The sequence below is a fragment of the Sorangium aterium genome (assembly GCF_028368935.1).
Lineage (GTDB): Bacteria > Myxococcota_A > Polyangia > Polyangiales > Polyangiaceae > Sorangium > Sorangium atrum.
Genome location: NZ_JAQNDK010000002.1, coordinates 1033451 through 1054227, shown reverse-complemented (window position 1 = coordinate 1054227; position 20777 = coordinate 1033451). Strand labels below are relative to the sequence as shown.

The 20777-nt window shown below is 71.0% G+C and carries 17 protein-coding genes; 5 read left to right on the top strand and 12 right to left on the bottom strand.

The genetic code is table 11. The features are described from left to right. Positions 1-37 precede the first annotated feature (37 nt). Positions 38-613 carry a TetR/AcrR family transcriptional regulator gene (locus tag POL72_RS19015; RefSeq protein WP_272096845.1) on the bottom strand — a complete coding sequence of 192 codons (576 nt, stop codon included), beginning with the start codon at positions 611-613 and terminating at the stop codon, positions 38-40. A 251-nt stretch (positions 614-864) separates the two neighbouring features. On the opposite strand from POL72_RS19015, the gene POL72_RS19010 reads away from it, so the two are divergent. Together POL72_RS19010 and POL72_RS19005 are read left to right on the top strand one after the other, a co-directional pair. Next, positions 865-1959: an NADH:flavin oxidoreductase gene (locus tag POL72_RS19010; RefSeq protein WP_272096844.1), complete on the top strand. Its 1095-nt coding sequence runs from the start codon at positions 865-867 to the stop codon at positions 1957-1959. Between the two features lie 50 nt (positions 1960-2009). Then, on the top strand, positions 2010-2861 hold the full coding sequence (locus tag POL72_RS19005) for a ketopantoate reductase family protein (protein WP_272096843.1): 852 nt from the start codon (positions 2010-2012) through the stop codon (positions 2859-2861). Positions 2862-2954: 93 nt separating this feature from the next. Here POL72_RS19005 and POL72_RS19000 read toward each other — a convergent pair whose 3' ends face one another. After that, positions 2955-5444 (bottom strand): cation-translocating P-type ATPase, encoded by a 2490-nt coding sequence (locus POL72_RS19000; protein WP_272096841.1) that lies wholly within the window; start codon positions 5442-5444, stop codon positions 2955-2957. A gap of 53 nt (positions 5445-5497) precedes the next feature. After that, positions 5498-5689, bottom strand: a complete 192-nt coding sequence (locus POL72_RS18995) for a hypothetical protein (protein ID WP_272096840.1) — start codon at positions 5687-5689, stop codon at positions 5498-5500. 443 nt (positions 5690-6132) lie between these two features. On the opposite strand from POL72_RS18995, the gene POL72_RS18990 reads away from it, so the two are divergent. Then, the gene (locus POL72_RS18990; protein WP_272096839.1) at positions 6133-7287 is read left to right on the top strand and encodes an AI-2E family transporter; all 1155 of its coding nucleotides are present in this window, start codon (positions 6133-6135) and stop codon (positions 7285-7287) included. 20 nt (positions 7288-7307) lie between these two features. On the opposite strand, the gene POL72_RS18985 is transcribed toward POL72_RS18990, so the two are convergent. From POL72_RS18985 to POL72_RS18950, 8 genes are all read right to left on the bottom strand, one after another. Beyond that, entirely contained in the window at positions 7308-8213 is a 906-nt protein-coding gene (locus POL72_RS18985) for a YihY/virulence factor BrkB family protein (protein ID WP_272096838.1), read from the bottom strand. Positions 8214-8403: 190 nt separating this feature from the next. Further along, on the bottom strand, positions 8404-9333 hold the full coding sequence (locus POL72_RS18980) for an alpha/beta fold hydrolase (protein WP_272096837.1): 930 nt from the start codon (positions 9331-9333) through the stop codon (positions 8404-8406). Between the two features lie 80 nt (positions 9334-9413). After that, on the bottom strand, positions 9414-9620 hold the full coding sequence (locus tag POL72_RS18975; protein WP_272096836.1) for a hypothetical protein: 207 nt from the start codon (positions 9618-9620) through the stop codon (positions 9414-9416). 989 nt (positions 9621-10609) lie between these two features. Then, complete coding sequence (locus POL72_RS18970; protein WP_272096835.1) at positions 10610-11092, bottom strand: hypothetical protein; 483 nt, start codon at positions 11090-11092, stop codon at positions 10610-10612. 201 nt (positions 11093-11293) lie between these two features. Further along, positions 11294-12538, bottom strand: a complete 1245-nt coding sequence (locus tag POL72_RS18965) for a formylglycine-generating enzyme family protein (RefSeq protein ID WP_272096834.1) — start codon at positions 12536-12538, stop codon at positions 11294-11296. Further along, on the bottom strand, positions 12535-14610 hold the full coding sequence (locus POL72_RS18960; protein WP_272096833.1) for a M20/M25/M40 family metallo-hydrolase: 2076 nt from the start codon (positions 14608-14610) through the stop codon (positions 12535-12537). Before POL72_RS18960 ends, POL72_RS18965 begins: the two co-directional genes overlap by 4 nt. Continuing rightward, positions 14604-14984: a hypothetical protein gene (locus POL72_RS18955; protein WP_272096831.1), complete on the bottom strand. Its 381-nt coding sequence runs from the start codon at positions 14982-14984 to the stop codon at positions 14604-14606. The genes POL72_RS18960 and POL72_RS18955 overlap by 7 nt, the downstream gene beginning before the upstream one ends. A 295-nt stretch (positions 14985-15279) precedes the next feature. Further along, a complete protein-coding gene (locus POL72_RS18950) occupies positions 15280-17970 on the bottom strand; it encodes a HEAT repeat domain-containing protein (RefSeq protein WP_272096830.1) in 2691 nt (896 codons plus the stop codon). Between the two features lie 228 nt (positions 17971-18198). On the opposite strand from POL72_RS18950, the gene POL72_RS18945 reads away from it, so the two are divergent. Together POL72_RS18945 and POL72_RS50970 are read left to right on the top strand one after the other, a co-directional pair. After that, positions 18199-18744, top strand: a complete 546-nt coding sequence (locus POL72_RS18945) for a TlpA family protein disulfide reductase (protein WP_272096829.1) — start codon at positions 18199-18201, stop codon at positions 18742-18744. An 11-nt stretch (positions 18745-18755) separates the two neighbouring features. Beyond that, positions 18756-19949, top strand: a complete 1194-nt coding sequence (locus tag POL72_RS50970; RefSeq protein WP_272096828.1) for an SUMF1/EgtB/PvdO family nonheme iron enzyme — start codon at positions 18756-18758, stop codon at positions 19947-19949. A gap of 200 nt (positions 19950-20149) precedes the next feature. On the opposite strand, the gene POL72_RS18935 is transcribed toward POL72_RS50970, so the two are convergent. Beyond that, the gene (locus POL72_RS18935) at positions 20150-20767 is read right to left on the bottom strand and encodes a leucine-rich repeat domain-containing protein (RefSeq protein WP_272096827.1); all 618 of its coding nucleotides are present in this window, start codon (positions 20765-20767) and stop codon (positions 20150-20152) included. Positions 20768-20777: the final 10 nt, after the last annotated feature.

The window sequence follows — 20777 nt, the reverse complement described above, 5'->3', positions numbered from 1 at the left end:
TCGGCGGCAGCTAACGCCGAAGCTCGGCACGGACCGGCTATCGCTTCTGCTGCACCATCGCCTTCACGACCGCGTCGACCGCCGTGACCAGCGAGCGCCTGAAGGCATGGAGCCGCTGCTCCGCCGCCGATCCCTTCGCTGCCGGCTGGTTGGGAGCGCAGCTGAACCAGGACATCGACAGCCCGAGGAGGATGACGAACAGGTCCTCGGCGCATGGCTTCTGCGCCGTCCCGAGGTCGTGGGCCGCGGCGAGCTCCTGGACCTTGGCGGTCGCGACGTCGTGCGGCACCTCGTCGGGCAGCTCGAGCTGCCTCCACATCATCATCCGCACGCTCTTCGGGTTCTCGACGAGGTGATCGAAGACGCCGACGACGAAGGCCGGGAGGTCCGACGGGTCGAAGGGCACGGCGTCGAACGCGCTCTGGCACCGCGCCTCGAGCACGCTGCGGAACAGGCCCTCCTTGGACCCGAAATAGGCGTAGATGGCCTGCTTGTTCGCCGAGGCCCGCTCGGCGATGCGGTCCACCCGCGCGCCGGCCAGCCCTCGCTCGGCGAACTCATCGAGCGCAGCGTCGAGGAGCCTCTTCTTGGTCGCCGCCGAATCGTAAGGCATTGGTGGATCGTACCTATGGTGCACACGCCGACGCGCAGGGCAAGAGCACAGCGATGCTCCGCCCGGTTGACAAGGCCGAGGCCGCTCCCTAAGTTTAAACCATCCAGTTGGTTCTAACGTGAGGCGCGCCGACGATGTCGCTGCGAGGTCGTAGAGATCGCAGGCGCGGGCGCTGCCGCAGCACCAGGGCGCTGCCGGCCGCGGCGCGGTGACGAAAAGGACGCGCAGAGAACGGAAGAAGGGACCGAGCGATGGCGGATCCGCAACCGAACAAGAACGACGACGTCAGCGCGCTCTTCAAGCCATTCGAGCTGAAGGGGCTGACGCTCAAGAATCGATTCGTCATGGCGCCGATGACGCGCCAGAGATCGCCGGGCAACGCGCCGGGCGAACCGAACGTCGAGTACTACACCCGGCGCGCCGCCGGAGGCGTCGGGCTGATCCTGTCGGAAGGAACGGTCGTCGAGCGGCCGGGCAAGCTTCACCTCCGCGACGTCCCCCACTTCTACGGCGAGCGGGCGCTGGACGGCTGGAAAAAGGTCATCGACAGCGTGCACAGGGCGGGAGGGAAGATGGCGCCCCAGCTATGGCACGTCGGGCTCGCGAAGCAGGATCCGAACGGCCACGAGGAGCCCGCGGCCCTGGAAGGCCCGGCCAACATGTCCCGCGACGACGTGCACGCCACCGTGCGGGCCTTCGGCAAGGCCGCGGCCGACGCGAAGCGCCTCGGCTTCGATGCCATCGAGCTCCATGGCGCCCACGGGTACCTCATCGATCAGTTCTTCTACGAGGTGACGAACCAGCGCACCGACGAGTATGGAGGAAAGACCATCGGCGAGAGGAATCGCTTCGCCGTGGAGGTCCTCGAGGCCGTTCGAGAGGCCGTCGGGCCAGAGATGGTGGTGATCCTCCGCCTCTCGCAGTGGAAGGTCGGCGCGTACGATAACAAGATCGCGAAGACGCCGAAGGAAATGGAGCAGTGGCTATTGCCGCTCGTAGAGGCGGGCGCCGATGTGCTCCACCTCTCCCAGCGGCGCTACTGGGAGCCCGAGTTCGCCGGCTCCGATCTGAACGCCGCGGGATGGGCGAAGAAGATCACCGGCAAGCCCACCATCACCGTGGGGTCGGTCGGCCTGTCCGGCGATCTCTTCGGGAACTTCGCAGGCGAGGCCTCCGCGCCCCAGGGGCTCGGTGAGCTCGTGCGCCGCTTCGAGCGCGGTGATTTCGATCTCGTCGCCGTCGGGCGCCCCCTGCTCGGCGACCCGGCCTGGGTGGAGAAGATCAAGGCCGGCCGGACCTCGGAGCTGACGGAGTTCACCAAGGAGAGCCTTGGCCGGTACTTTTGAGTCGGACCGTCATCGATGAGGCTTTCCCGCAGGAGCTAAGGGTATAACGCATGAAGATTGCCATTGTCGGCGCCGGTAGGATTGGAAGCACCTTTGCCTTTCAGCTCGCGCGAGCGGGGCACGAGGTGACGGTGATCGCCCGTGGAGAGCGGCTGGAGCAGCTGCGGCGGGACGAGGCGATCGTGAGCGCCACGGGGGAGCGCGCGGCGGTGCGCGTGAGCGCTGCGCTCGACGCGACGGCAGCGTGGGATCTGGTCCTCGTGACGGTGCTCGCGCACCAGGTGGACGCGGTGCTCCCTGCGCTGGCCGAGAGCGCGGCGAGGTCCGTGATGTTCATGTTCAACACCTTCGAGCCGCTGGGCCGCCTCCGAGATGCGGTGGGCCCGGCGCGCTTCGCCTTCGGCTTCCCTGCGATCCTGGCGACCCTCGAGGACGGCAAGCTGACGTCGAAGGTCGTCACCCGAGGCATGGTCACCACGGTGACGGACGCGGCGTGGGCGAAGGTCTTCACGGACGCCGGCATTCCCGCCGTCGTGCACTCCGATATGGAGAGCTGGCTGCGCACGCACGCGGCGCTCGCCGCGCCGGTGATGGTGGCTTTCATCACGGCGCACGCGCGAAAGGCAGGCGTGTCGTGGGCAGAGGCGATGAACCTCGCGCGCGCCACGGAGGAAGGGCTCCGCGTGGTCCGTCGCCTTGGAAACACCATCACGCCGGAGCCGATGGTGATGCTGAGCCGCTTACCAACGCCGGCGGTGGCCGCGCTCCTGTGGGGGCTCAGCAGGATCGACGCCGCCCGCAAGACGGGCGCCGTCGGGCCTGGCGAGCCGCGCGCGCTGATCGACGCGATGGCCGCCGCGGCGCCTGGTCAAACGCCGACGCTGCTCGCGATCAGACCCTGACGTGCGACCGCGGCAGGAGCTCGTTCTGATGCGAGGCATCGGCATGGCCGAGATGCCGACGCATGCACGTACGGCGAGCACGGTCCGAGCTGGTCATGAGGATCGGCTCGCCTCCCGCGGAACGTAGCGCGCGGCGAGCTGCCGCCAGATAAGCCAGCTGACGAGCTCGGCCACGGCCCAGGTGGCGGCAATGGCGATCGCCAGCACGACCATCGCCCGGACGTCGAGCCGCTCGAGCCCGAGGACGCGCCGCAGCGCGGGGACGAGGATCGTCAGCAGTTGCAGCAGGATCCCGAGGCCGATCGACAGATGCAGGGTGAGATTGTGCCGCGACGGGCGCACCATTCGACGCGAGGGGTACGCGGAGACGAGCTTGACGATTGACTCGTACAGGAAGAGGACGCTCTGGATGGCGACGGGCCCGTACCCCCAGCGCGGCACGAGCGTCATCAGCAGGATCCCGATCGAGCCCTTGAGCCCTCCCGTGGCCAGGATAAACGCAGCCGATGGTCCATCGAGCAGCGGGCTCTTCGGCGGGCGCGGCGGTCGGCTCATGACATCGGGGTTGCGGTCGAGGGCCAGCGCCAGCGCGGGCGGGCCGTCGCCGACGAAGTTGATCCACAGGATCTGGAACGCCGTGAGTGGCAAGAGGAGCATGCCCGATTCGTCCCGGAGACCGAGGACGTACGAGCCGATCACGCCGGTGACCACGAGCAGCACGAGCGCGACATTGGTCGAGAAGGTGTACCGGATGAACTTCTGGATGTTCTCGTGGATGCCGCGTCCCTCCTCGATGGCGCCCACGATCGAGGCGAAGTTGTCGTCGAGCAGCACGAGATCGGCCACCTCGCGGGCGACGTCACTGCCGCGCTGCCCCATCGCGATCCCCACGTCTGCCCGCTTCAGCGCGGGTGCGTCGTTCACGCCGTCGCCCGTCACGGCGACGATGTTCCCATCCGCTTTCAGCGCCTCCACGAGACGGAGCTTGTCCTCCGGGCTCATGCGGGCGAACACGCCCACCCGGCGCACGGCTCGCCGCAGATCCTCGACCGGGAGGCGCTCGATGTCGGCCCCGGTGAGCATCTCCGTGCTCGCCATCCCGACGGCCTCGGCGACGGCGCGGGCCGTCGCCGGGTGATCGCCGGTGATCATCAGGACCCGCACGCCCGCCTCCTGCACCTTGCGTATCGCCTCGGGTACCTCCCGCCGCGGCGGGTCCCAGAGCATCACGAGGCCGAGGAATTCGAGGGCGTCTTCCCGCTCGCCCGGGGCGCGTGCCAGGGCGAGGACGCGGTAACCCCGCGCGGCCCCCTCCTCCGCTCGCTGGGCCCACCGCGCTCGACCTTCGGGCGACAGCTCCGCGCGCGCGAGCAGCACCTCGGGCGCGCCCTTGAAGTAGCTCACCGGCCCGGTCGGGGATGCGACGGTGACCCGCATGAACTTCCAGGCGCTGTCGAACGGACGGCTTGCGAGCCTGGGGTGCGCTTGCCGCACCGCGAGCGCATCGATCCTTCGCGAGCGCGCGTACTCGAGCAGCCCGAGCTCCAGCGGATCGCCCGCGCCGGCCTGCGCGTCGGCGTCGTTCGCGAACACCAAGACGGCAAGAGCCGCCTCGGGATCGTCGGACTCGAGGGCGGCCACCGACATGCGGTTGTCGGTCAGCGTGCCAGTCTTGTCGGTCGCGATCACCGTGACCGAACCGAGGGCCTCGACCGCGCTCAGGCGCCGTACGACAGCGTGCCGCCGCGCCATGTGCTGGACCCCGAGGGCGAGCGTCGCTGTCACCACCGCCGGCATGCCCTCGGGCACGGCGGCGACCCCGAGCGCGACCGCGAAGATCATGACCTCCACGAAGTGCGCGAGACCCTCGGCGATGAGCCCCAGGGCGAGGAGCAACGCCGCGAGTGTTCCCACCCAGCGGGTGATCCTGTCGCCGAGCACGTCGAGACGACGCTCGAGCGGCGTCTTGTCGGCCTGGATCTGGCCGAGCACCGCGGCGAGCCGCCCCATGGTGCTCCGGGCGCCGGTCCCGGTAACGCGGAGGAAGCCCGTGCCCCGAGCGAGGAGCGTCCCGCTGTAGACCTCGGCGCCCAGCGATTTGTCGACCGGGATCGACTCGCCCGTCAGCACCGACTCGTCGATCATGACGCCGAGCCCCTCGAGCAAGGTCCCGTCGGCCGGGATCCGCTCGCCCGCTTCGACGCGGACGACGTCTCCTGGGACGAGCTGGCGGCTTGGGATGTGCACGAGGCGCCCATCACGAAGCGTCCAGGCGACGGGGGCGGCGAGGATCTTGAGCCGCGCGAGCGCGTGCTCCGAACGGTACTCCTGGAGCACCCCGAGCACCGCGTTGAGCACGAGCACGGCCGCGATGGCCAGCGCCTCGACGGGCCACCCTCGCCTGCCCCCGTAGAGCCAGGCGCCGAGATCGAACACGAGGGCGAAGAGCAAGATGAAGTTGAGCGGGCCTCGGAACTGTCGGACAAACCGCCTCCAGAGCGGCAGAGGTGCGGACTCCGGGATTGCGTTGGGGCCGAACTCCTCCAGGCGACGTGCCGCTTCCACCTGGGTGAGACCCGTCAAGCCTTGCTCAGCGTCCACGCCTGCCGCGGCCGGCGCAGCGTCGCCCTGCGCGCTCAATCGCGTCTCCGCTCAATGAGCTCGCCATCCGGGGACACCTGCACCGTGGTCTTCGATCCATCCGCCCTCTTCACCTCGTCCTGGACGACGGGTGCGTTGTTCTTCGTGGTCTCGTGCACCCTCGTCACCTGGCCGCCCTCGAGGAACTGCTCGATCGTCTTCTGCGCCGGGGCGGACCGATCCGACATACGCACGTCGTCGACCGCGAACGCGAGGACAGGAAACCCGAGGGCGAGGGTCGACGCCAGGAGTAGGGCTTTGAACGGGTATTCATGACGACACCTCCCGTCGCTGCGCTCGGCGGATCGCTGAGCCGGGCGTTCACTTCGCCGACCGGCCCTGCCGCGGCGACCGTTGCATGCGCGGGACCACCGCGATGCGCCTTCGTTGCTCGGTGTGTGTGTCCGTTATCGTCGTCGACGAGGGGACGCGCGGCAGCCGTGCTCGCGCATCGTCCGCACGAAACGTCCTCGATGCTCGTGGTAACGGGCAGGGTGGCGAGCTCGTCCGACGTCTGTCGTGCGCAAGGCTCGAACCTGAGCTTCACCGCGTGCAGCGGAGGGCCTCGGGCGTCTTGACGAGGCACGGACCACGACGACGATCACCACGTCGAACCGCGGAGACCTACGTGATGGCCGACCCCTCCCCGCCCGACTCTTCGGGGCCGCTCCCGTCCTCGGAAATGCGCGCGCCGGAGCCGCCTCCAACCGCGGTCCTGCCGGCGGCCCCTCCGGAGCCCGCGCGGGAGCGACGGGCGCTCGCGGCGCTGGCGATCGCCGCGGTCGCGGCCATGGTGTGGATCACCCACCCGGTGGGGATCGGCATCCTCCTCGGCACGCTCAACGCCTTCACGATGCAGCCGTTCTACGAGCGGATGCGGGCGCGCGGGCGTCGACCCGCGGTGGCGGCGGCGGTCGCGGTCGCGCTGTCGTCGATCGTGATCGTCGCGGTGCTGGCCGGGATCTCGTCGCTGCTCGTGGGCCGGGGCGTGGGACTGGCGGGGGCGCTCATCGCCGCGCTCTCCCCCGGGGCCCCGGCCCGTGAGCTCCTCGTGGAGTGGACCCGGCGCCTCGAACCGCTCGGGCTCCGCGCCGACGATCTTCCCGCCCGGCTGCGCGACGCCGCGGCCGAGCTCGCCGCCCGCGCCGCCGGCATCGCGGCGTTCGTCGCCTCGGCCAGCTTCAGCGCTCTGCTCGGCTTCTTCTTCCTGTCGATGACCACCTACTTCGTCCTTCGGCACTGGACCTCGCTCGCGCGCCGCGCGGAAGACGTGCTCCCGCTGCACCCACGCCACACCCGCGCGTTGCTCGACGAGTTCCGGGTCGTCGGCCGGACGACGCTCCTCGGCACCGTGCTCACCGGAATCGCGCAGGGGTTTCTCGCGGCGATCGGCTACCTCATCACGGGGATGCCCGAGGCGGCGTTCTTCGGCGCCGCGACGGCGGTGGCCTCGCTGATCCCCGCGGTCGGCACGCTGCTCGTCTGGGGGCCGGCGGGCGTGTACCTGATCCTCACGCACCACATCGCCATGGGGATCGTCGAGCTCGCGTGGGGGGCGCTGGTGGTGGGGGGCGTCTCCGACTACGTGATCCGCCCGCGGCTCGTGGGCCGGGGATCGAGCATGCCAGCGCTCTTCACGTTCGGCGCGCTGTTCGGTGGGGTGGAGACGTTCGGGCTGATCGGGCTCTTGCTCGGGCCGCTGGTGATGGCGCTGGCGATCTCGACGCTGCGGATCTACGTGGCGGAGACGAAGGGGAGGCGCACGGACGGCGAGGCTCGGAGGTGATCGAGGTGCGAGATCGACGCTCAATCGTCCATCCTGCTCCTGGCCGCCGCCCCGGGGCAGGGCTCGACGCCGCGCGCAAGCTTCCGGTTCACCACCGCCCCCACGAGGAGCGCTGCCGTGAACAAGTACAGGCCGATCATGGTCACGCCGATCACCGCGAGCCCCGCCAGGTAGGCGCCGCCATCTCCCGCTTTGGCGATGTAGAACGCATAGGCGAAGCCGAACAGGATCTCGAGCGCGACGGCGAGCAGCGCACCGGGGAGGATCGGCACGCCACGCCGGGCCCGGGGCGGGATGCCGACCCGGTACAGGGCACAGACGTACGCGAGGACGATCCCCGCGCTGACGCAGAAGCGGAGAAGGCGGCTCGCCAGGGTCGGGGCTTCGGTCGCCCGCAGCGGCGGGATCCACCGCCCGAGCCCACCCATCGCGCCTTGGAGCGCGGGGCCCAGGGACGCGAGGAGAGCAACCGCGACCGGCAGGACGATGCACATGCCGATGGCGAGCAGGCGCTTCTTCCACCAGGGACGCGAGATCCCGGTCCCGATCTCGAGGGAGTCGAAGATCGAGTGCACGCCGCTCGAGGCGAGCCAGATGAAGACCGTTGTGGTCCCGACGCCCACCGAACCCTCGTTCCAGGTGGCGAGGTTGATCAGCTCGGCGCTGACGAGCTGGCGGGCCGCTGCCGGGAGCGGGCTCAACAGCTGCACGACCGCGCTCCAGTTGCTCGTCGAGAAGCGCCCGGCAAGGAGACCCGCGACAGCGGCGAGCGGCACGAGCGAGAGAAATAGCCAGAACGCCGTCTCGGCGGCGAGGCCGAGGACCCTCGTGCGATCCAGGCAGACGAGCACGTCCTTCGACCAGGCGCCGGCGCGTGAAAACCGCCGCTTCCATCCCGCCAGCTTCAAGATGTGCGGCCGACGCATCGATGCCTCCCACCTCGGGGCTCCATGGGCTCCTCTTCTGCATCCGGAACCGCCCCTCCGCGTCCTCCTCCCGTAGCTCGCCCTCGTACAGCCGCGCGACGGAGCCTTTCGCGGAACGCGTACGGATATCCTGTTAGCGTCGCGCGTCGTGTGCTCGCGCCCCGACATGGCCGGCGAAGGCGCGTCGCCGTCACGCCGCGCGCCCGCGCGAGAGGAGCTCGCGCCACCGCTGCGCGGAGACCCGCGCCGGCTCCGTCGTGTCCACGAACCTCTCGAGCACTCGCACGAATTTCTCCGGATCTTCGCAATGCGGGTAGTGCCCGACGGCCTCGAAGAGATCGAGGCGGCTGCCCGGCATCGATGCGTGCGCGTCGCGGGCGTGGGTGACGGGGATCACCGGGTCGTGGGTCCCCCACACGATCAGCGTCGGCACCTCCGCCGTCAGGTACAGCCGGTCGTGCGCGCTCACGCGCTGGCCGGCGCGGTCGATCACCGAGCGCAGGGTCTGGACGAACGCGCGCCGGGCGTCCGCGTCCGCGAGCGACGAACAGGAGTTGACGAACTCGACGAGCACCGGGCCGGGGCGCTGGCCGCGCCGCTCCAGGAAGCGCAGGGCGGCGCGCGCGAGGAAGCGCTCCGGGCGGAGAACGAAGCGGAGGAGCGCGCGGGAGAGCGGCCGGCAGCCGATCGGCAGCGCCAGCTCGGCCCCGGGCAGGCTCAGCGCCCGCAGGAGCGCGTTCACCTCGATCCCGAGGCCGCCGCTGCCGACGAGGACGAGCCGCTCGCAGCACTCGGGGAACTGGTAGACCGTCTGCATGGCGACGCCGCCGCCGAACGAGTGCCCGACGAGGGTGCCGCGGTCGTGTCCGAGCGCCGCCATGAGATCGCGGATGCTGCTCGCATACGCGCCGAGCGAGTAGTCGGTCCGCGGCTTGGCGGAGGCGCCGTGGCCCAGCAGATCCGGCGCGACGACGGTGAACCGCCGGGCGAGCGCGGGGATCACTTGCCGCCACGTCGCCGAGCTCCCGGCCATGCCATGGATGAGCACCAGGAGCGGGCCCCGGCCTTCCCGGCGGAAGGCGATGTCGTGCCCGTGGATCGTGGTGTGGTGCAGCTCCATGACACGAAGCGTAACGCGGTTCCGGCCTGTGTCAGATCCGACCTATGCGGGTCGCGCCCCGTAGAGCAGGCACTCGTCCCTCAGCCCGAGCCGCGTCTCTTTGCCGCCTTGTCCTCCATGTCGAGCCGCTTCGCGTCCTCGTCGTAACGCTCCTCGTCGGCGCGGATCTCCGCCTCGGTCTGCTCGCGGATCGGCGGGCGCACTGCCTCCGGTTTGTCTTCGCCGAAGATGGCCTTGGCCGCTCCCCGGCCGAGGCCGTAACCGAGCCATGCTGTGAACCATGACATGGCCAGCCCTCCTTCCTGGGTTCCTGAGGCGTCGTGCGCGCCCCCCTCGAGGTCGCTTCCGACGTGGTCGGCCCCCTGCTTCAGCTTGTCCCACTTATCGTCGGTCGTCTCGGCGATCTCGTGGAGCTTGGCCTCTCCGACGTCGAGCGCCGCGTGCGGGGTGTCGAGGTGAGGCTTCGCCCGAGCTTGGCCGCTCGCTGATGTGGGTCTTCGAAAGTGGTGGCGGGGGCTGCTCGAAGCGCACTACGTCATGAGGAACGAGTTCGGGAAGCTTGTCTGGAAGATGTACAAGGAAGGGACGATTCAGATCTTGAACTTGAAACCGGACGAGCGAAGCGTGAAGGACGATCATGTGCTCGCGGTGTTTCTGCTGTCGAAGGCGAGATATCCCACCTCGTCGAGGACGAGAAGGCCGACCTTCGCGCAGTGCTTCAGCCGATTGTCGAGCGCTCGCGCCGACTCCTGGGCTCCGAGGCGCGCCAGGGTGCGCGGCGACCACGATATGCGCGGTAAGGCGGCTCGCGCTGTCTTGATGCGGCGAGGGGACGTCGCCCCGGGAATGCGAGCGGTTGCGGATGTGCGCAATGCCAGCTGCCCTCGCACAACCGGATCCGGTTACGGGGAGGCTGCCAGCTGCCCTCGCACAACCGGATCCGGTTACGGGGAGGCTGCCAGCTGCCCTCGCACAACCGGATCCGGTTACGGGGAGGCTGCCAGCTGCCCTCGCACAACCGGATCCGGTTACGGGGAGGCTGCCAGCTGCCCTCGCACAACCGGATCCGGTTACGGGGAGGCTGCCAGCTGCCCTCGCACAACCGGATCCGGTTACGGGGAGGCTGCCAGCTGCCCTCGCACAACCGGATCCGGTTACCGGAAGGCCGCCAGCTGCCCCGGCCAGCACCGATCCCTGTGGCGGCGCGAGAGGTGGCGCTCCTGTCAGGCTCTCCGAACGCCGCCGCAGACGTCGTGCGGCTGGGCCGAGGCGCTCCCTACTGCCCGCCGGGCACGCAGATCGCCGTCGCCGAGCCCGCGCCCATGCACGAGAAGCCCGCCGCGCAGTCGGTGTTCGCCGCGCAGGGGAAGGCGCACTTGCCCACGGCCGTGTTGCACTTGTGTGTGCCGCAGACCATGTCGTTCGTACACGGCAGAGCCAGCGGGCCCGGCTGCCCTGTCGTCGCCGGAGCGGTCGTGCCCGGCTGCTGATACTGCCCAGGCTGCTGGTACTGCCCGGGTTGCTGGTACTGGCCGGGTTGCTGGTACTGCCCGGGCTGCTGGTACTGACCAGGCTGCTGGTACTGACCAGGCTGCTGGTACTGCCCGGGCTGCTGGTTGTAGGCGTTGTACTGCTGATTCGACGGATCCTCGGCGTCTCGGCCCCGGCTGCACGCGGAGGTCAGGAGCCCGAGGCCTCCGAGGGCAAGGACGACCGACGCGGCCGAGCGCGCGCTGGTGAACCACATGGATCGCTTCATCAAGGTCTCCTCGAGATGCGGGGCTCTCCCCGCGTGAGCGACGGGCCGGTGCCGGCCCGCCGCTGAGATCTGAGCCCCGGCCCCCGGAGGAGGAACCGCAGGCCCTTCGCCGGCGAGCGCCGCGTCGCGGGGCCCGCTGGGCACGAGCGTACCCCCGGTCGGCGGCCGTGCGCCCCTCAAAAAGGACGCGCCACGGCGCGCTCACCGCGGAGCCGCATCCTTGCAGCAACGAAACCCTTGCTCGTAGCCGTAGTCCTCTTCCTTGTGGAACCCCACCGTCGGGCGGCAGCGGCCGCGCATGGGGCCCCACCAGCCGCCCTTCAGCCCGCTCCGCTCCGGCGACTTGTGGCCGGGCCGGACGACCCACTCGTTGATGTTGCCGTTGAGATCGTAGACGCCGAACGGCGACACACACGCCGGCATCGAGCCCGCAGGCTTGCGCTGATCGAGCCGCTCGAGCTCCGCCTTGCACTTGGGGTGCCGCATGCACCGCTCGTAGTGGTAGAGCGTGACCTCGCGCTGGCGAAAGGGCCGATCGATGTTGCACTTGGTCGCGTCGCGGACGTAGCCGTACGTGTACGGGAGCATCTCCTCTCCCTCGCAGGCGAAGTTGAACTCGTCCTCCGTGCAGAGGCGCTTCCCGACGCCGTTGCACGCCTTGACGGCCTGGCGCCACGAGACGAGCACCGCCGGGAGCTCGCCCTTCCTGTTGGGCCACTCGTAGCGGTCGACGCAGAACCGCATCGGCGCGCGCTTCTTCGAGAGACACTCGGTCGGCCGCCTGTACTCGAGGCACCGCTCGCTGACGCTGGTCGGGCCCTCGGCCTCGTTGTAGGCCGTCGCCCGTCGCTCCTGGTCCTTCTCGTACTCCTTGTGGTGCTTCAGGCAGATCTGGTCGACCACGGGGCAGTAGTCGCCTTCGACGAGGACCATGTCGCCCGGGCACCCCTCGGAGCTGCCGGGCAGCCCCGCGTCCGGAGCGCCGCCGTCGAGGGCTTCCGCCGCGGCGTCCGGCGAGCCACCGTCGAGGGCTTCCGCTGCGGCGTCCGGCGAGCCGCCGTCGAGGGCTGCCGCCGCGGCGTCCGGCTCCGCCGCAGCGTACGACATCGCTGCCCCGGCATCCGGCAGCTCCGCCGGGGTGTACGCCAGCTCCACCGCGGCGTCCGGCGGCTCTGCCGGGGTGTACGCCAGCGCCGCCGCGGCGTCCGACAGCTCTGCCGCAGCGGCGTCGGGCGGCGCGGGCTCGGCATCCGCAGCTGCGCCGGCGCGCTCGGGCCCCCCGGGTGTCGCGGCGTCGACCGCCGCAGGCGGCGGGCTGTCGCAGCCGAGGAGCGCCGCAGCGAGGCCGCAGAGGAACGCGAGGCGGACCGCGCAGGGCCCGCTCGGGGCCCTGCGCCGTCGAGGTGGCGCGACCGGCGGCGCGGCGCGGCGAGGGCGCCGGCTCATCGGCCGGGAGCGGGGATGACCTTGAGCGGCACCCGGGTCCCGCCGCGATCCACCTCGATCTCGACCTCGCGGCCCGGCTCGAGATCGCCGAGCGCGAACATGAAGTCGTGGATGTTGGTGACGGCGTGGGCGCCGATGCGCACGATCACGTCCCCCGCCTGCATGCCGGCGCGGGAGGCCGGCGCGTCGGGCCGCACGCCCGTGAGCTTCACGCCGGGCCCCTGGTACGCGTAGTCCGGCATCGTGCCGAGCGACGCGCGGAAGCCGCCGCGCATGCTGCGGTGCGGGTCGGCGGGCGGGTCGGTGAAGGCGAGCCGCGCGTCGCGCCGCGACAGGGCGAGCGCCATCCGCGCCGCGAGCACCGAGCACCGCGAGACGCCCGCGGCGTTGATCTTGTCCGCCGTGTCGCTCGGCCGGTGGTAGTCCTCGTGGACGCCCGTGAACAGGAAGGCGATCGGGACGCGCGACGCCGTGAACGACGCGTGATCGCTCGCGCCGAAGCCCTCGACGCCGAACTGGAGCGTGAGGCCGAGCCCGCGGGCGGCGTCGTCCACGATCGGCTGCCAGTCGGGCGAGGTCCCCAGGCCGTCGACGAGGAGCTTGTCGTCCCGCATCCGGCCGACCATGTCGGCGTTGATCATGGCCACGACCGGCTTCATCCCCGCGAGCGGGGCCGGCGGGTGATCGACGAAGTGGCGCGAGCCGATGGTGCCGAGCTCCTCGGCGCCGAACGCGATGAACAGGAGGTTCCGCGCCGGCCGCTCGGGGAATGAGGCGAACCGCCGCGCCACCTCCAGGAGCATCGCGGTCCCCGAGGCGTTGTCGTCGGCGCCCGGGTGGACCGCGTGCACGCCCGGCGCGCGCGAGAACGACGTGCCCCCGTAGCCGAGGTGATCGTAGTGGGCGCCGATGACGACGTACTCACCGGCGTGCGGCGAGCCGTCCTTCGCCGAGAGCAGGCCGATCACGTTCGACGCCGGCGCCATCCGCGCGGTGACCTTGGTCGTGATCTCGACGGTCGTGCCGTCGAGCGGCTTCGGCGCGACCGCCTTGGTCGCGGCCGGCTTCACGGCCGCCTGCTTCTCCGGGGCCGCGCCTGCGGGCTTCACCGGCGGCGCGAGCCCGGCCGCCGGGAAGAGCGCGCGGGCCGCGGAGCGCGTGATCACCACGGCCGGGATGCCCATGCTCGCCGCGTCGTCCGGCACCCGCGGGAGCTCGTCGCCCGCCGCGACAAGGATCACCCCGGCGGCCTTGTGCTCGCGGGCGGTGCGGAGCTTGTAACGGACGCTGCCGAAGTCGCGGAGCGCGTCCGCCGGCCGCGCAGGATGATGAGGATCGTCGGGCGCAGCGCCGCCATGCGCTGCACCGGCATGAGCTGCACCCCCGTGCGGACCCGCGGGCGCAGCGCCGCCGTGCGCGCCGGCGTGCGCCGCTCCACCCGAGCCGCCGTCCAGCGTGGGCACGCCGTCGAGCACGATCGCGATCTTCCCCTCGATCTCCCGGCCGGCGTAGTCGTCCCAGGAGAGCGCCGGCGCGGTCACTCCATGGCCGACGAGCACCGCGGCCCCGGACACCGTCCCGCTCGCGCTCCCGTCGGCCGTGACCAGCTTGCCGGCCTCGACGCTCTGCTTCCGGCCCGCGCGCTGCACCGCGAGGGCCGCGGGCGCCACGTCGGCGCCGACCCGCGCGTCGAACACCTGGCGGTACGCCTTCGCGTCGCTCCCCGGCCCGCCCAGCGGCGAGAGCTTGAGCTCGGCGAACCGGCGCGCGATGAACTCGGCCGCCAGATCGGCGCCGGGCTCGCCGGTCCCGCGCCCCGCGAGCTCGGGCGACGCGAGGTACGCGACGTCCGCCGCGATCCGCGCCTCCGCGGCGGGATCGAGATCGATCGAGGCCGGCGCGGCGGGCGCCGGCGCGGCAGGCTTCGAGGCCGGCGGCGCGGCAGGCTGGCGAGGCGGCGCTGCCGGCGGAGCGCACGCGGCGACCGCGGCGAGGAGGCCGGCGGCGAGGCCGCGGCGAAGACCCCATGCGCGGGACGACAGCGGGGCCGCGGCGCGCCAGGCGCTCACCACGGCGACGCCTTCTGCGCCGCGCGGACCAGCTCGAGCGCGCGACGGCCGATGTACTCCTCCACGTCGGCGGGCGCGATGTGGCGGTCCTTCGCGAAATCGAACTCGCGCGGCTTGCCGTCGCCGAACGTCACCCGGACGATCGCGGACTCCCGCAGGAGCTCCAGGGAGAGGCTGAAATCGCCGAGCGCGAGCCGGTGCTTGTCCTGCTCCTGGGTGAGCACGATGGACTGCCCCTTCTCCTGCAGCCTCTCGTGCGCGAACTTCAGCGACTCGGCCCCCAGCGACACGGCCGACTCCGCGGCCGCGAGCGCCTCGGCGACCCGCTTCTTGTGCCGCGCGAGCTCCTCGGCCTCGCGCTCCGCCTTCGATTTCACGGCTTCGATGAGCTCATCACGCCAGGTAGGCACAGTGCACCTCGGCGCGAACACTCTTCCGAAACGTGCGTTTTGTCCAGCCCGACACGCGCCGGTCACCCGGCCCCCCTGGCCAGACCGACGCGCGCCGGAGACGGAAATGGGCGCGCTGCCAGCACAAAAACAGGAAGCCCGGGAGCTCCGGAGAGGACGACCTCCTCCTCGAGCGCTCCCGGGCTCCCTGCCCCTGCATCGCGCGCCGCGGCTCCGTGCGCGGGCGCGGTCCGCGAGATCGGCCGCGCCGCGCCCCGCGCCGCTACTGCGTGTCGTCGCCCCCGGCCTTCGCCGGGGCGAACTTGCTCAGGTCCTCGGCCACGGTGGCCTTCGGGTTCATGAGCTCGTGGAACGCGCGCTTCGCGAGCGCGCCGGTCTCGCCCTGCTCGTGCCGCAGCGCCATGAGCACGCCCTTCTCCTTCATGAACTTGAGCGTGTCGATCGCGCCCTTCTTCTTCGCGCCGTCGCCGCTCTTGGCCTCCTGGTAGAGCCGGTAGCGCAGCACGACGCGCGTCTCCGAGTGCGGGCCGTTGTCGTACTTCAGGTTGTCGAACTGGGCCTGGAGCCGCTGCCGCGCCCACTCCTGCGGCGCGTCGGCGACCTTCACCCGCGTGATCGCCTCGGCGTTGGCGACGTACCGGTAGAGGTTGCCGCGCTTGAAGTCCTCGTCCGACCAGTAGCCGAAGGCGCGGTAGTAGTGGTCCTTCAGGTCGTCGAGCGCGGACTTGTCGAAGTCGGCGTACATCGCGATCGTCCGCGCCGCGGTGTCGCTCGTGCCGCCGAGGATGAGCGCGAGCGCCGCGGCGTTCCGGACCTCGACGTCCTTCAGCTTCTCGAACAGCTGCCCCTGCACCGCCTCGTCGAAGCCGCCGATGCCGATGGCGCGCGCGATGGCCATGCGCACCCCGGGGTCGACGTCGGCCGCGAGGAGCGGGACGAGCTCGGCGGCCGCGCCGGGCACTGGCCGGAGCGCGAGCGACGACGCGTAGCAGGCGCCGATGAGCTGCTTGCGCGGCTCCTTCTTGCTCGCGAACTCCTTCGCCTTCTTCGCCACCTCGATCATCGTCTTGTCGTCGGCGCACCAGGCGACGGCCTCGCAGGCGGCCTGGCGGGCCTCCTCGTGCCACGTCTCGTCCTCGATGAGCTTCGTCAGCCTCTCCACCGCGCGCGGATCGCCCCACTCGGCGAGCCCCTGCGACGCGCCGTAGGCGACCGCGCGGAGCGCCATCCCCAGCATCGCGAGCCCGGCGCCCTGGAGCGCGTCCTGGGTGATGTCCAGCTTCGGGTCCTTCTTGCGGTTGAACTGATCGAGGAGCTTCGGGTAGGAGGGCTCGTCCTTCATGCGCCCGATGTACCGGAGCGCGCTCTGCGCGGTCTCGAACGCCGCGGGGAACGGCGGCTGCTGCCCCTCCTTGGGGAGCGGATCCGTCGGGAAGGCCCAGTCGCGCATGTCCTTCAGGATCTTCTCGGAGCGGACCGTGGCGAGGAAGCGCAGGCCGTTCGCGTGCGGCTGCGGGCGATCCTTGAGCCACAGGATGACCGGGGCCTCGGCCGCGGCCTTGAGCTCGGCGGCCTTGTCCGCGTGGATCACGGCGAGATCGGCGAGCATGCGGGCGCCGACGACGCGGGGCAGATCGGTGCGCGACAGGTGCCCGCCCTCGTCCGCCTCCCAGAACTTCTCGAGCTTGTAGAGCTTGAGCGGGTCGGCCAGCATCCGCTCGCCGATGAACTTGGCGGCGCGGATGTCGCCGACCTCGGCGAGTCGCGTCCCCGCCTCGCCCTGCCAGTGCAGCGGCGGCTTCCTGGCCTCGATCCACTTCACGAGCGGGTCGGCCGCCCGAGGATCGGCGAGCTCGCGCAGCATCTCCATGATCTGCTTCGTCTGGAACCAGGTCGTCTCCTCGGGATCCTGCTTCACGCTGTCGAGCGCGAGGACGAGCCCCTCGCCGCCGATGCCGTCGCGCAGCGCCTCGAGGAAGCGCTGGCGGCTGGTCTTGTCGGCGTTCGCGAGGGCCTCGAGGAGCGGGGCGCGCGCCGTCTCGTCGCCGATCCTCCCGAGGCCATTCGCGGCCTCGCGCGCGACCTCGACGTCCTTGTCCTTCACGAGCGTGATGAGCGCGCTCGTCCACTTGGGCTCGGCGTTGCGCGACAGGACGGTCGCGACCAGCTGCCGCACCGACGAGCTCTCGTCGGTCGCGAGCTTCGAGAGCTCCTCGAGCGACACGAGGCCGGCGAGCTTCTCGGGGTCGAAGGCGATGCCGCCGCCGAGCCGCTCGACCTTCGAGAGGAACCCCTTCCTGTACTGGTCCATCGCGTCCTTGAACGCGGCGGGCTCCTTCAGCTCGACGAGGGCCCAGACGATCTGGGGCCGGTCGCTCTCGTCCGCGACCTTGAGCGCCTCGAGCAGCGCGTGCTTGGCGCCGTCGGCCTTGGGCGAGCCGTAGTACGCGAGCACCTGCGCGGCGACGCCCTTCACGCGGTGGTCCGAGAGCGCGAGCGCGTTCTGCGCGTGCGTGACGCCCTCCGGGTCGTCGGCCCACGCGAGCTGCATGAGCGCCTCCTGCTGGAGCGACAGCTCGGAGCTCGCGGCGGCCCACTTGCGCCAGAGGGGCAGCTGGTCCTTCTTGGGCAGGACGAAGATGTTCTTCTTCTCCTTGGAGACGGCGTCGACCGTCATCTTCTGGCTGTCCTGCTTGACGCCGAGCCAGATGGCGCCCGCGGCGCCGAGCGCGACGACGAGGCCGACCACGATCGACACGGGGCTGAACCGGCCGCGCTTGAAGTTGCCGTCGTCCGCGAAGCCGCCGCCCGCGGGCGCCGGCGGGGCGCCGGGCAGATCGTTGTCATCGGGGGGCCACTTGGCCGCCTGCTTGGCCGGAAGGGGCCCCGGCGGCGGGCGCCGTCCGCGCGGCCCCGCGGGATTCTCTCGTGAAAGATTCGGACGATCGAGCATGGTTCCTCCAGCGCGCGGGCGACGACGTGACCCGAACGGCGGTGGCATCGCGCGGCGTGCCGCGCTGCGCCCCCGACCCCTCCCGGAAGCGGCGGCGTCGCGCGGCGTGCCGCGCTGCGCCCCCTACCCCGGGCCAGGCGGCGAAGCGCCCGGCCGGTCGAGGCGCCGGACCGTACCAGAGCCGCTCGGACGTAGGCCCAAAGATTTGCTATGAAGCCCAGGGCCCGTATGGCCGAACCCCAGCCCAATTCCGGCAAGATTCTCTATCCTGCAGTCGCGTTGCTCATCGCCCTGAGCGCGCTCTTCGGACTTGTGATCCTGCCGCGCCTCGCCCCCGGGGTCGGGGGCATGGTCGGCGCGGAGGCCCCCGACGTGACGCTGCCGGTCGCGGCCAACGGCGAGCCCGGCGCGCGCATGCAGATCGCCGAGCTGAAGGGCCAGCCGGTGATCCTGGACTTCTGGGCCACGTGGTGCGGTCCCTGCGCGGTCCAGGCGCCGATCCTCGACCGGATCGCGCGCCGCTACGAGAAGAAGGGGCTCGTGGTGCTCGGCATCAACGTGGACGACCCGCCCCAGGTGGCCAGCCAGTACGCCGTCAAGAAGGGCCTCTCGTATCCGATCCTCATCGACGACGCGAAGGAGGCCTCGGCTCGTTACGGGGTGGACAAGCTGCCGAGCCTCGTGGTGATCGACCGGCAGGGGAAGGTCGCGGCCTACCTGACGGGCGTCGTCGACGAGGCGAGCCTCTCCGAGATCATCGCGGCCGCCCTCTGATCTAGCTCGACGTGCCCCGCTCGCTCCACGTGCCCCGCTCGCTCCACGTGCCCCGCTCGCTCCACGTGCCCCGCTCGCTCCACGTGCCCCCTCCCTCCCGTCCCTTGCACCTTGTGCTGGCGGCGCTCGCCGCCGCCGCGCCCGCCTGCTCCCGCGGCGACGCCGATCGCGGCCGCGACGCCGGCGCGCCGCCTTCAGGCCCGGCGGCCTCCGCCCCGGAGGCGCCTGCCCCTCGGGCCTCCGGCGAGGCCGGCGCGCCCGATGCGGCCGGCGGCGACGCTGGCGCGCCCGGGGCGGTCGGCGATCCGATGGCGATCCACTACGAGGCGCGCGAGGATCTGGTGCGGCTCTTCTCGCTGAAGGAGTTCTCGGAGCGAGAGCGGAAGTTCAAGAACCCCGAGCTCTTCCTGGAGAAGAACTTCGGCGGCGGCTCGCCTGCCCGGCTCAACCAGGGCAACAAGGAGCTCGCGCGGCACACGCGATCGAAGGAGCAGTGCCTGGAGGGCCTCCGGGGCGTCGTCCTCCAGACGGAGGAGCAGCGCGCCCGCTGCGGCGGCCAGGAGAACATGGTGCCCGTGTACCGGCGCGGGAAGCCGGCGTCGGCCGAGTTCTGCATCGACATCTTCGAGTTCCCCAACAAGCCGTGCGAGCTGCCGATGGTGTGGGCGAGCCCGACGCAGGCGGCGACCGTGTGCAGCCTGCAGGGCAAGCGCCTCTGCACAGAGGACGAGTGGAGCCTCGCGTGTCGCGGCGATCCAGAGGGCGGCAAGCCGAGGACGTACGCTTACGGCGACGAGCTCGATCTCGCCATCTGCCACACGCAGACGCCGCACCGCGACATCGACGGCAAGCCGTGCGACGGCGACACCGCGCGCTCCGCCTACCAGACCTGCGCGACCGACACCGAGCCTGCGGGGTCCTTCCCCGCGTGCCGCTCGCGGTTCGGGGTGTTCGATCAGCACGGCAACGTGGCCGAGATCATGACCCGCCGGGACCGCGACGACGGCAAGCTGTACAGCCAGCTCAAGGGGAGCGCCTGGTTCTACGTCGAGGTCGCCCGCGAGCACGACGCCCCGAGGCCGAAGGGCCGGGAGACCTACCCCGATCACTGCGCCTACAGCCCGCGCTGGCACGTCGAGCCGATGGAGGACGCGTGGCACGCGAATTACCACCTCGGGCTGAGGTGCTGTAAGACGATCCGCTGACGCGCCCCGCCCTGCGCGCGCGGCTGGCTCGCGCCAGCGTGCCGCCGGCGCGATCTTCCACCAGGCGGGTGGAGCACACCCGCGGGGTTGCGCCCGGCATCGTCGGGGCCGTCGACCTCCGCGGCGCGCGGCAGAGTGTCCGTGCGTCATCCGCCCGACGCCTTACCGGCGCGGTGCGGGACCGCTCGCCCCGCGAAGGGTTATACGACCTGCAGGGTCGGCTTTCCTCGCTTGCGCACGGCTTCCGGGACCTGCCCGAACTGCTCACCATCCAGGTGAAGCCACGAAAGCTTCGGTAGAGTCCATATCTCTTTGGGCAGAACCGAAAAGGGGTTGTCGACAACCCAGAGCTCGACGAGCTCTTTCATCTGCCCCACTTCCCGTGGCAAAAGCTTCAGCTGATTGCCGCTCAGCTCCAGCTTGCGCAGCCTCGGGAGGGCGAAGAGCTCCCGAGGCAGTCGCTCAAGCTTGTTGAAGCCGATATCGAGCTCCTCGAGCGCGATGAGCGTGGAGATCGAGGCCGGAACGTCCTTGATGGCGTTGTCGCTCGCGTTCAAGCTACGCAGGCTGGTCAGGCCGCACAGCTCCGAGGGGAACCACTTCAGCTGATTCCGGCTCAGATCCAGCTTCGCGAGCTGGTCGAGCCCCACGAGCGACGGCGTTAACTGTCTCAACGCGTTGCGGGACAGGTCGAGCTCCTCCAGCGTGGTGAGGGTCCCGATCTCCTCGGGCAGATCGTCTAGGCCCAGCCCGCGAAGATTGAGCGTCTTGCTCCCTTGAGCCGCGGCGGCGGAGATCCGCTTGAGCGCGTCATTCACGGCGCCCTCT

Coding starts and splice junctions, on each gene's coding strand:
- POL72_RS18990 (WP_272096839.1), top strand. CDS start 6,133: ATGGCCGACCCCTCCCCGCCCGACTCTTCGGGGCCGCTCCCGTCCTCG.
- POL72_RS19010 (WP_272096844.1), top strand. CDS start 865: ATGGCGGATCCGCAACCGAACAAGAACGACGACGTCAGCGCGCTCTTC.
- POL72_RS18980 (WP_272096837.1), bottom strand. CDS start 9,333: ATGGAGCTGCACCACACCACGATCCACGGGCACGACATCGCCTTCCGC.
- POL72_RS18945 (WP_272096829.1), top strand. CDS start 18,199: ATGGCCGAACCCCAGCCCAATTCCGGCAAGATTCTCTATCCTGCAGTC.
- POL72_RS18950 (WP_272096830.1), bottom strand. CDS start 17,970: ATGCTCGATCGTCCGAATCTTTCACGAGAGAATCCCGCGGGGCCGCGC.
- POL72_RS18985 (WP_272096838.1), bottom strand. CDS start 8,213: ATGCGTCGGCCGCACATCTTGAAGCTGGCGGGATGGAAGCGGCGGTTT.
- POL72_RS18965 (WP_272096834.1), bottom strand. CDS start 12,538: ATGAGCCGGCGCCCTCGCCGCGCCGCGCCGCCGGTCGCGCCACCTCGA.
- POL72_RS19005 (WP_272096843.1), top strand. CDS start 2,010: ATGAAGATTGCCATTGTCGGCGCCGGTAGGATTGGAAGCACCTTTGCC.
- POL72_RS19015 (WP_272096845.1), bottom strand. CDS start 613: ATGCCTTACGATTCGGCGGCGACCAAGAAGAGGCTCCTCGACGCTGCG.
- POL72_RS18975 (WP_272096836.1), bottom strand. CDS start 9,620: ATGTCATGGTTCACAGCATGGCTCGGTTACGGCCTCGGCCGGGGAGCG.
- POL72_RS18970 (WP_272096835.1), bottom strand. CDS start 11,092: ATGAAGCGATCCATGTGGTTCACCAGCGCGCGCTCGGCCGCGTCGGTC.
- POL72_RS18995 (WP_272096840.1), bottom strand. CDS start 5,689: ATGTCGGATCGGTCCGCCCCGGCGCAGAAGACGATCGAGCAGTTCCTC.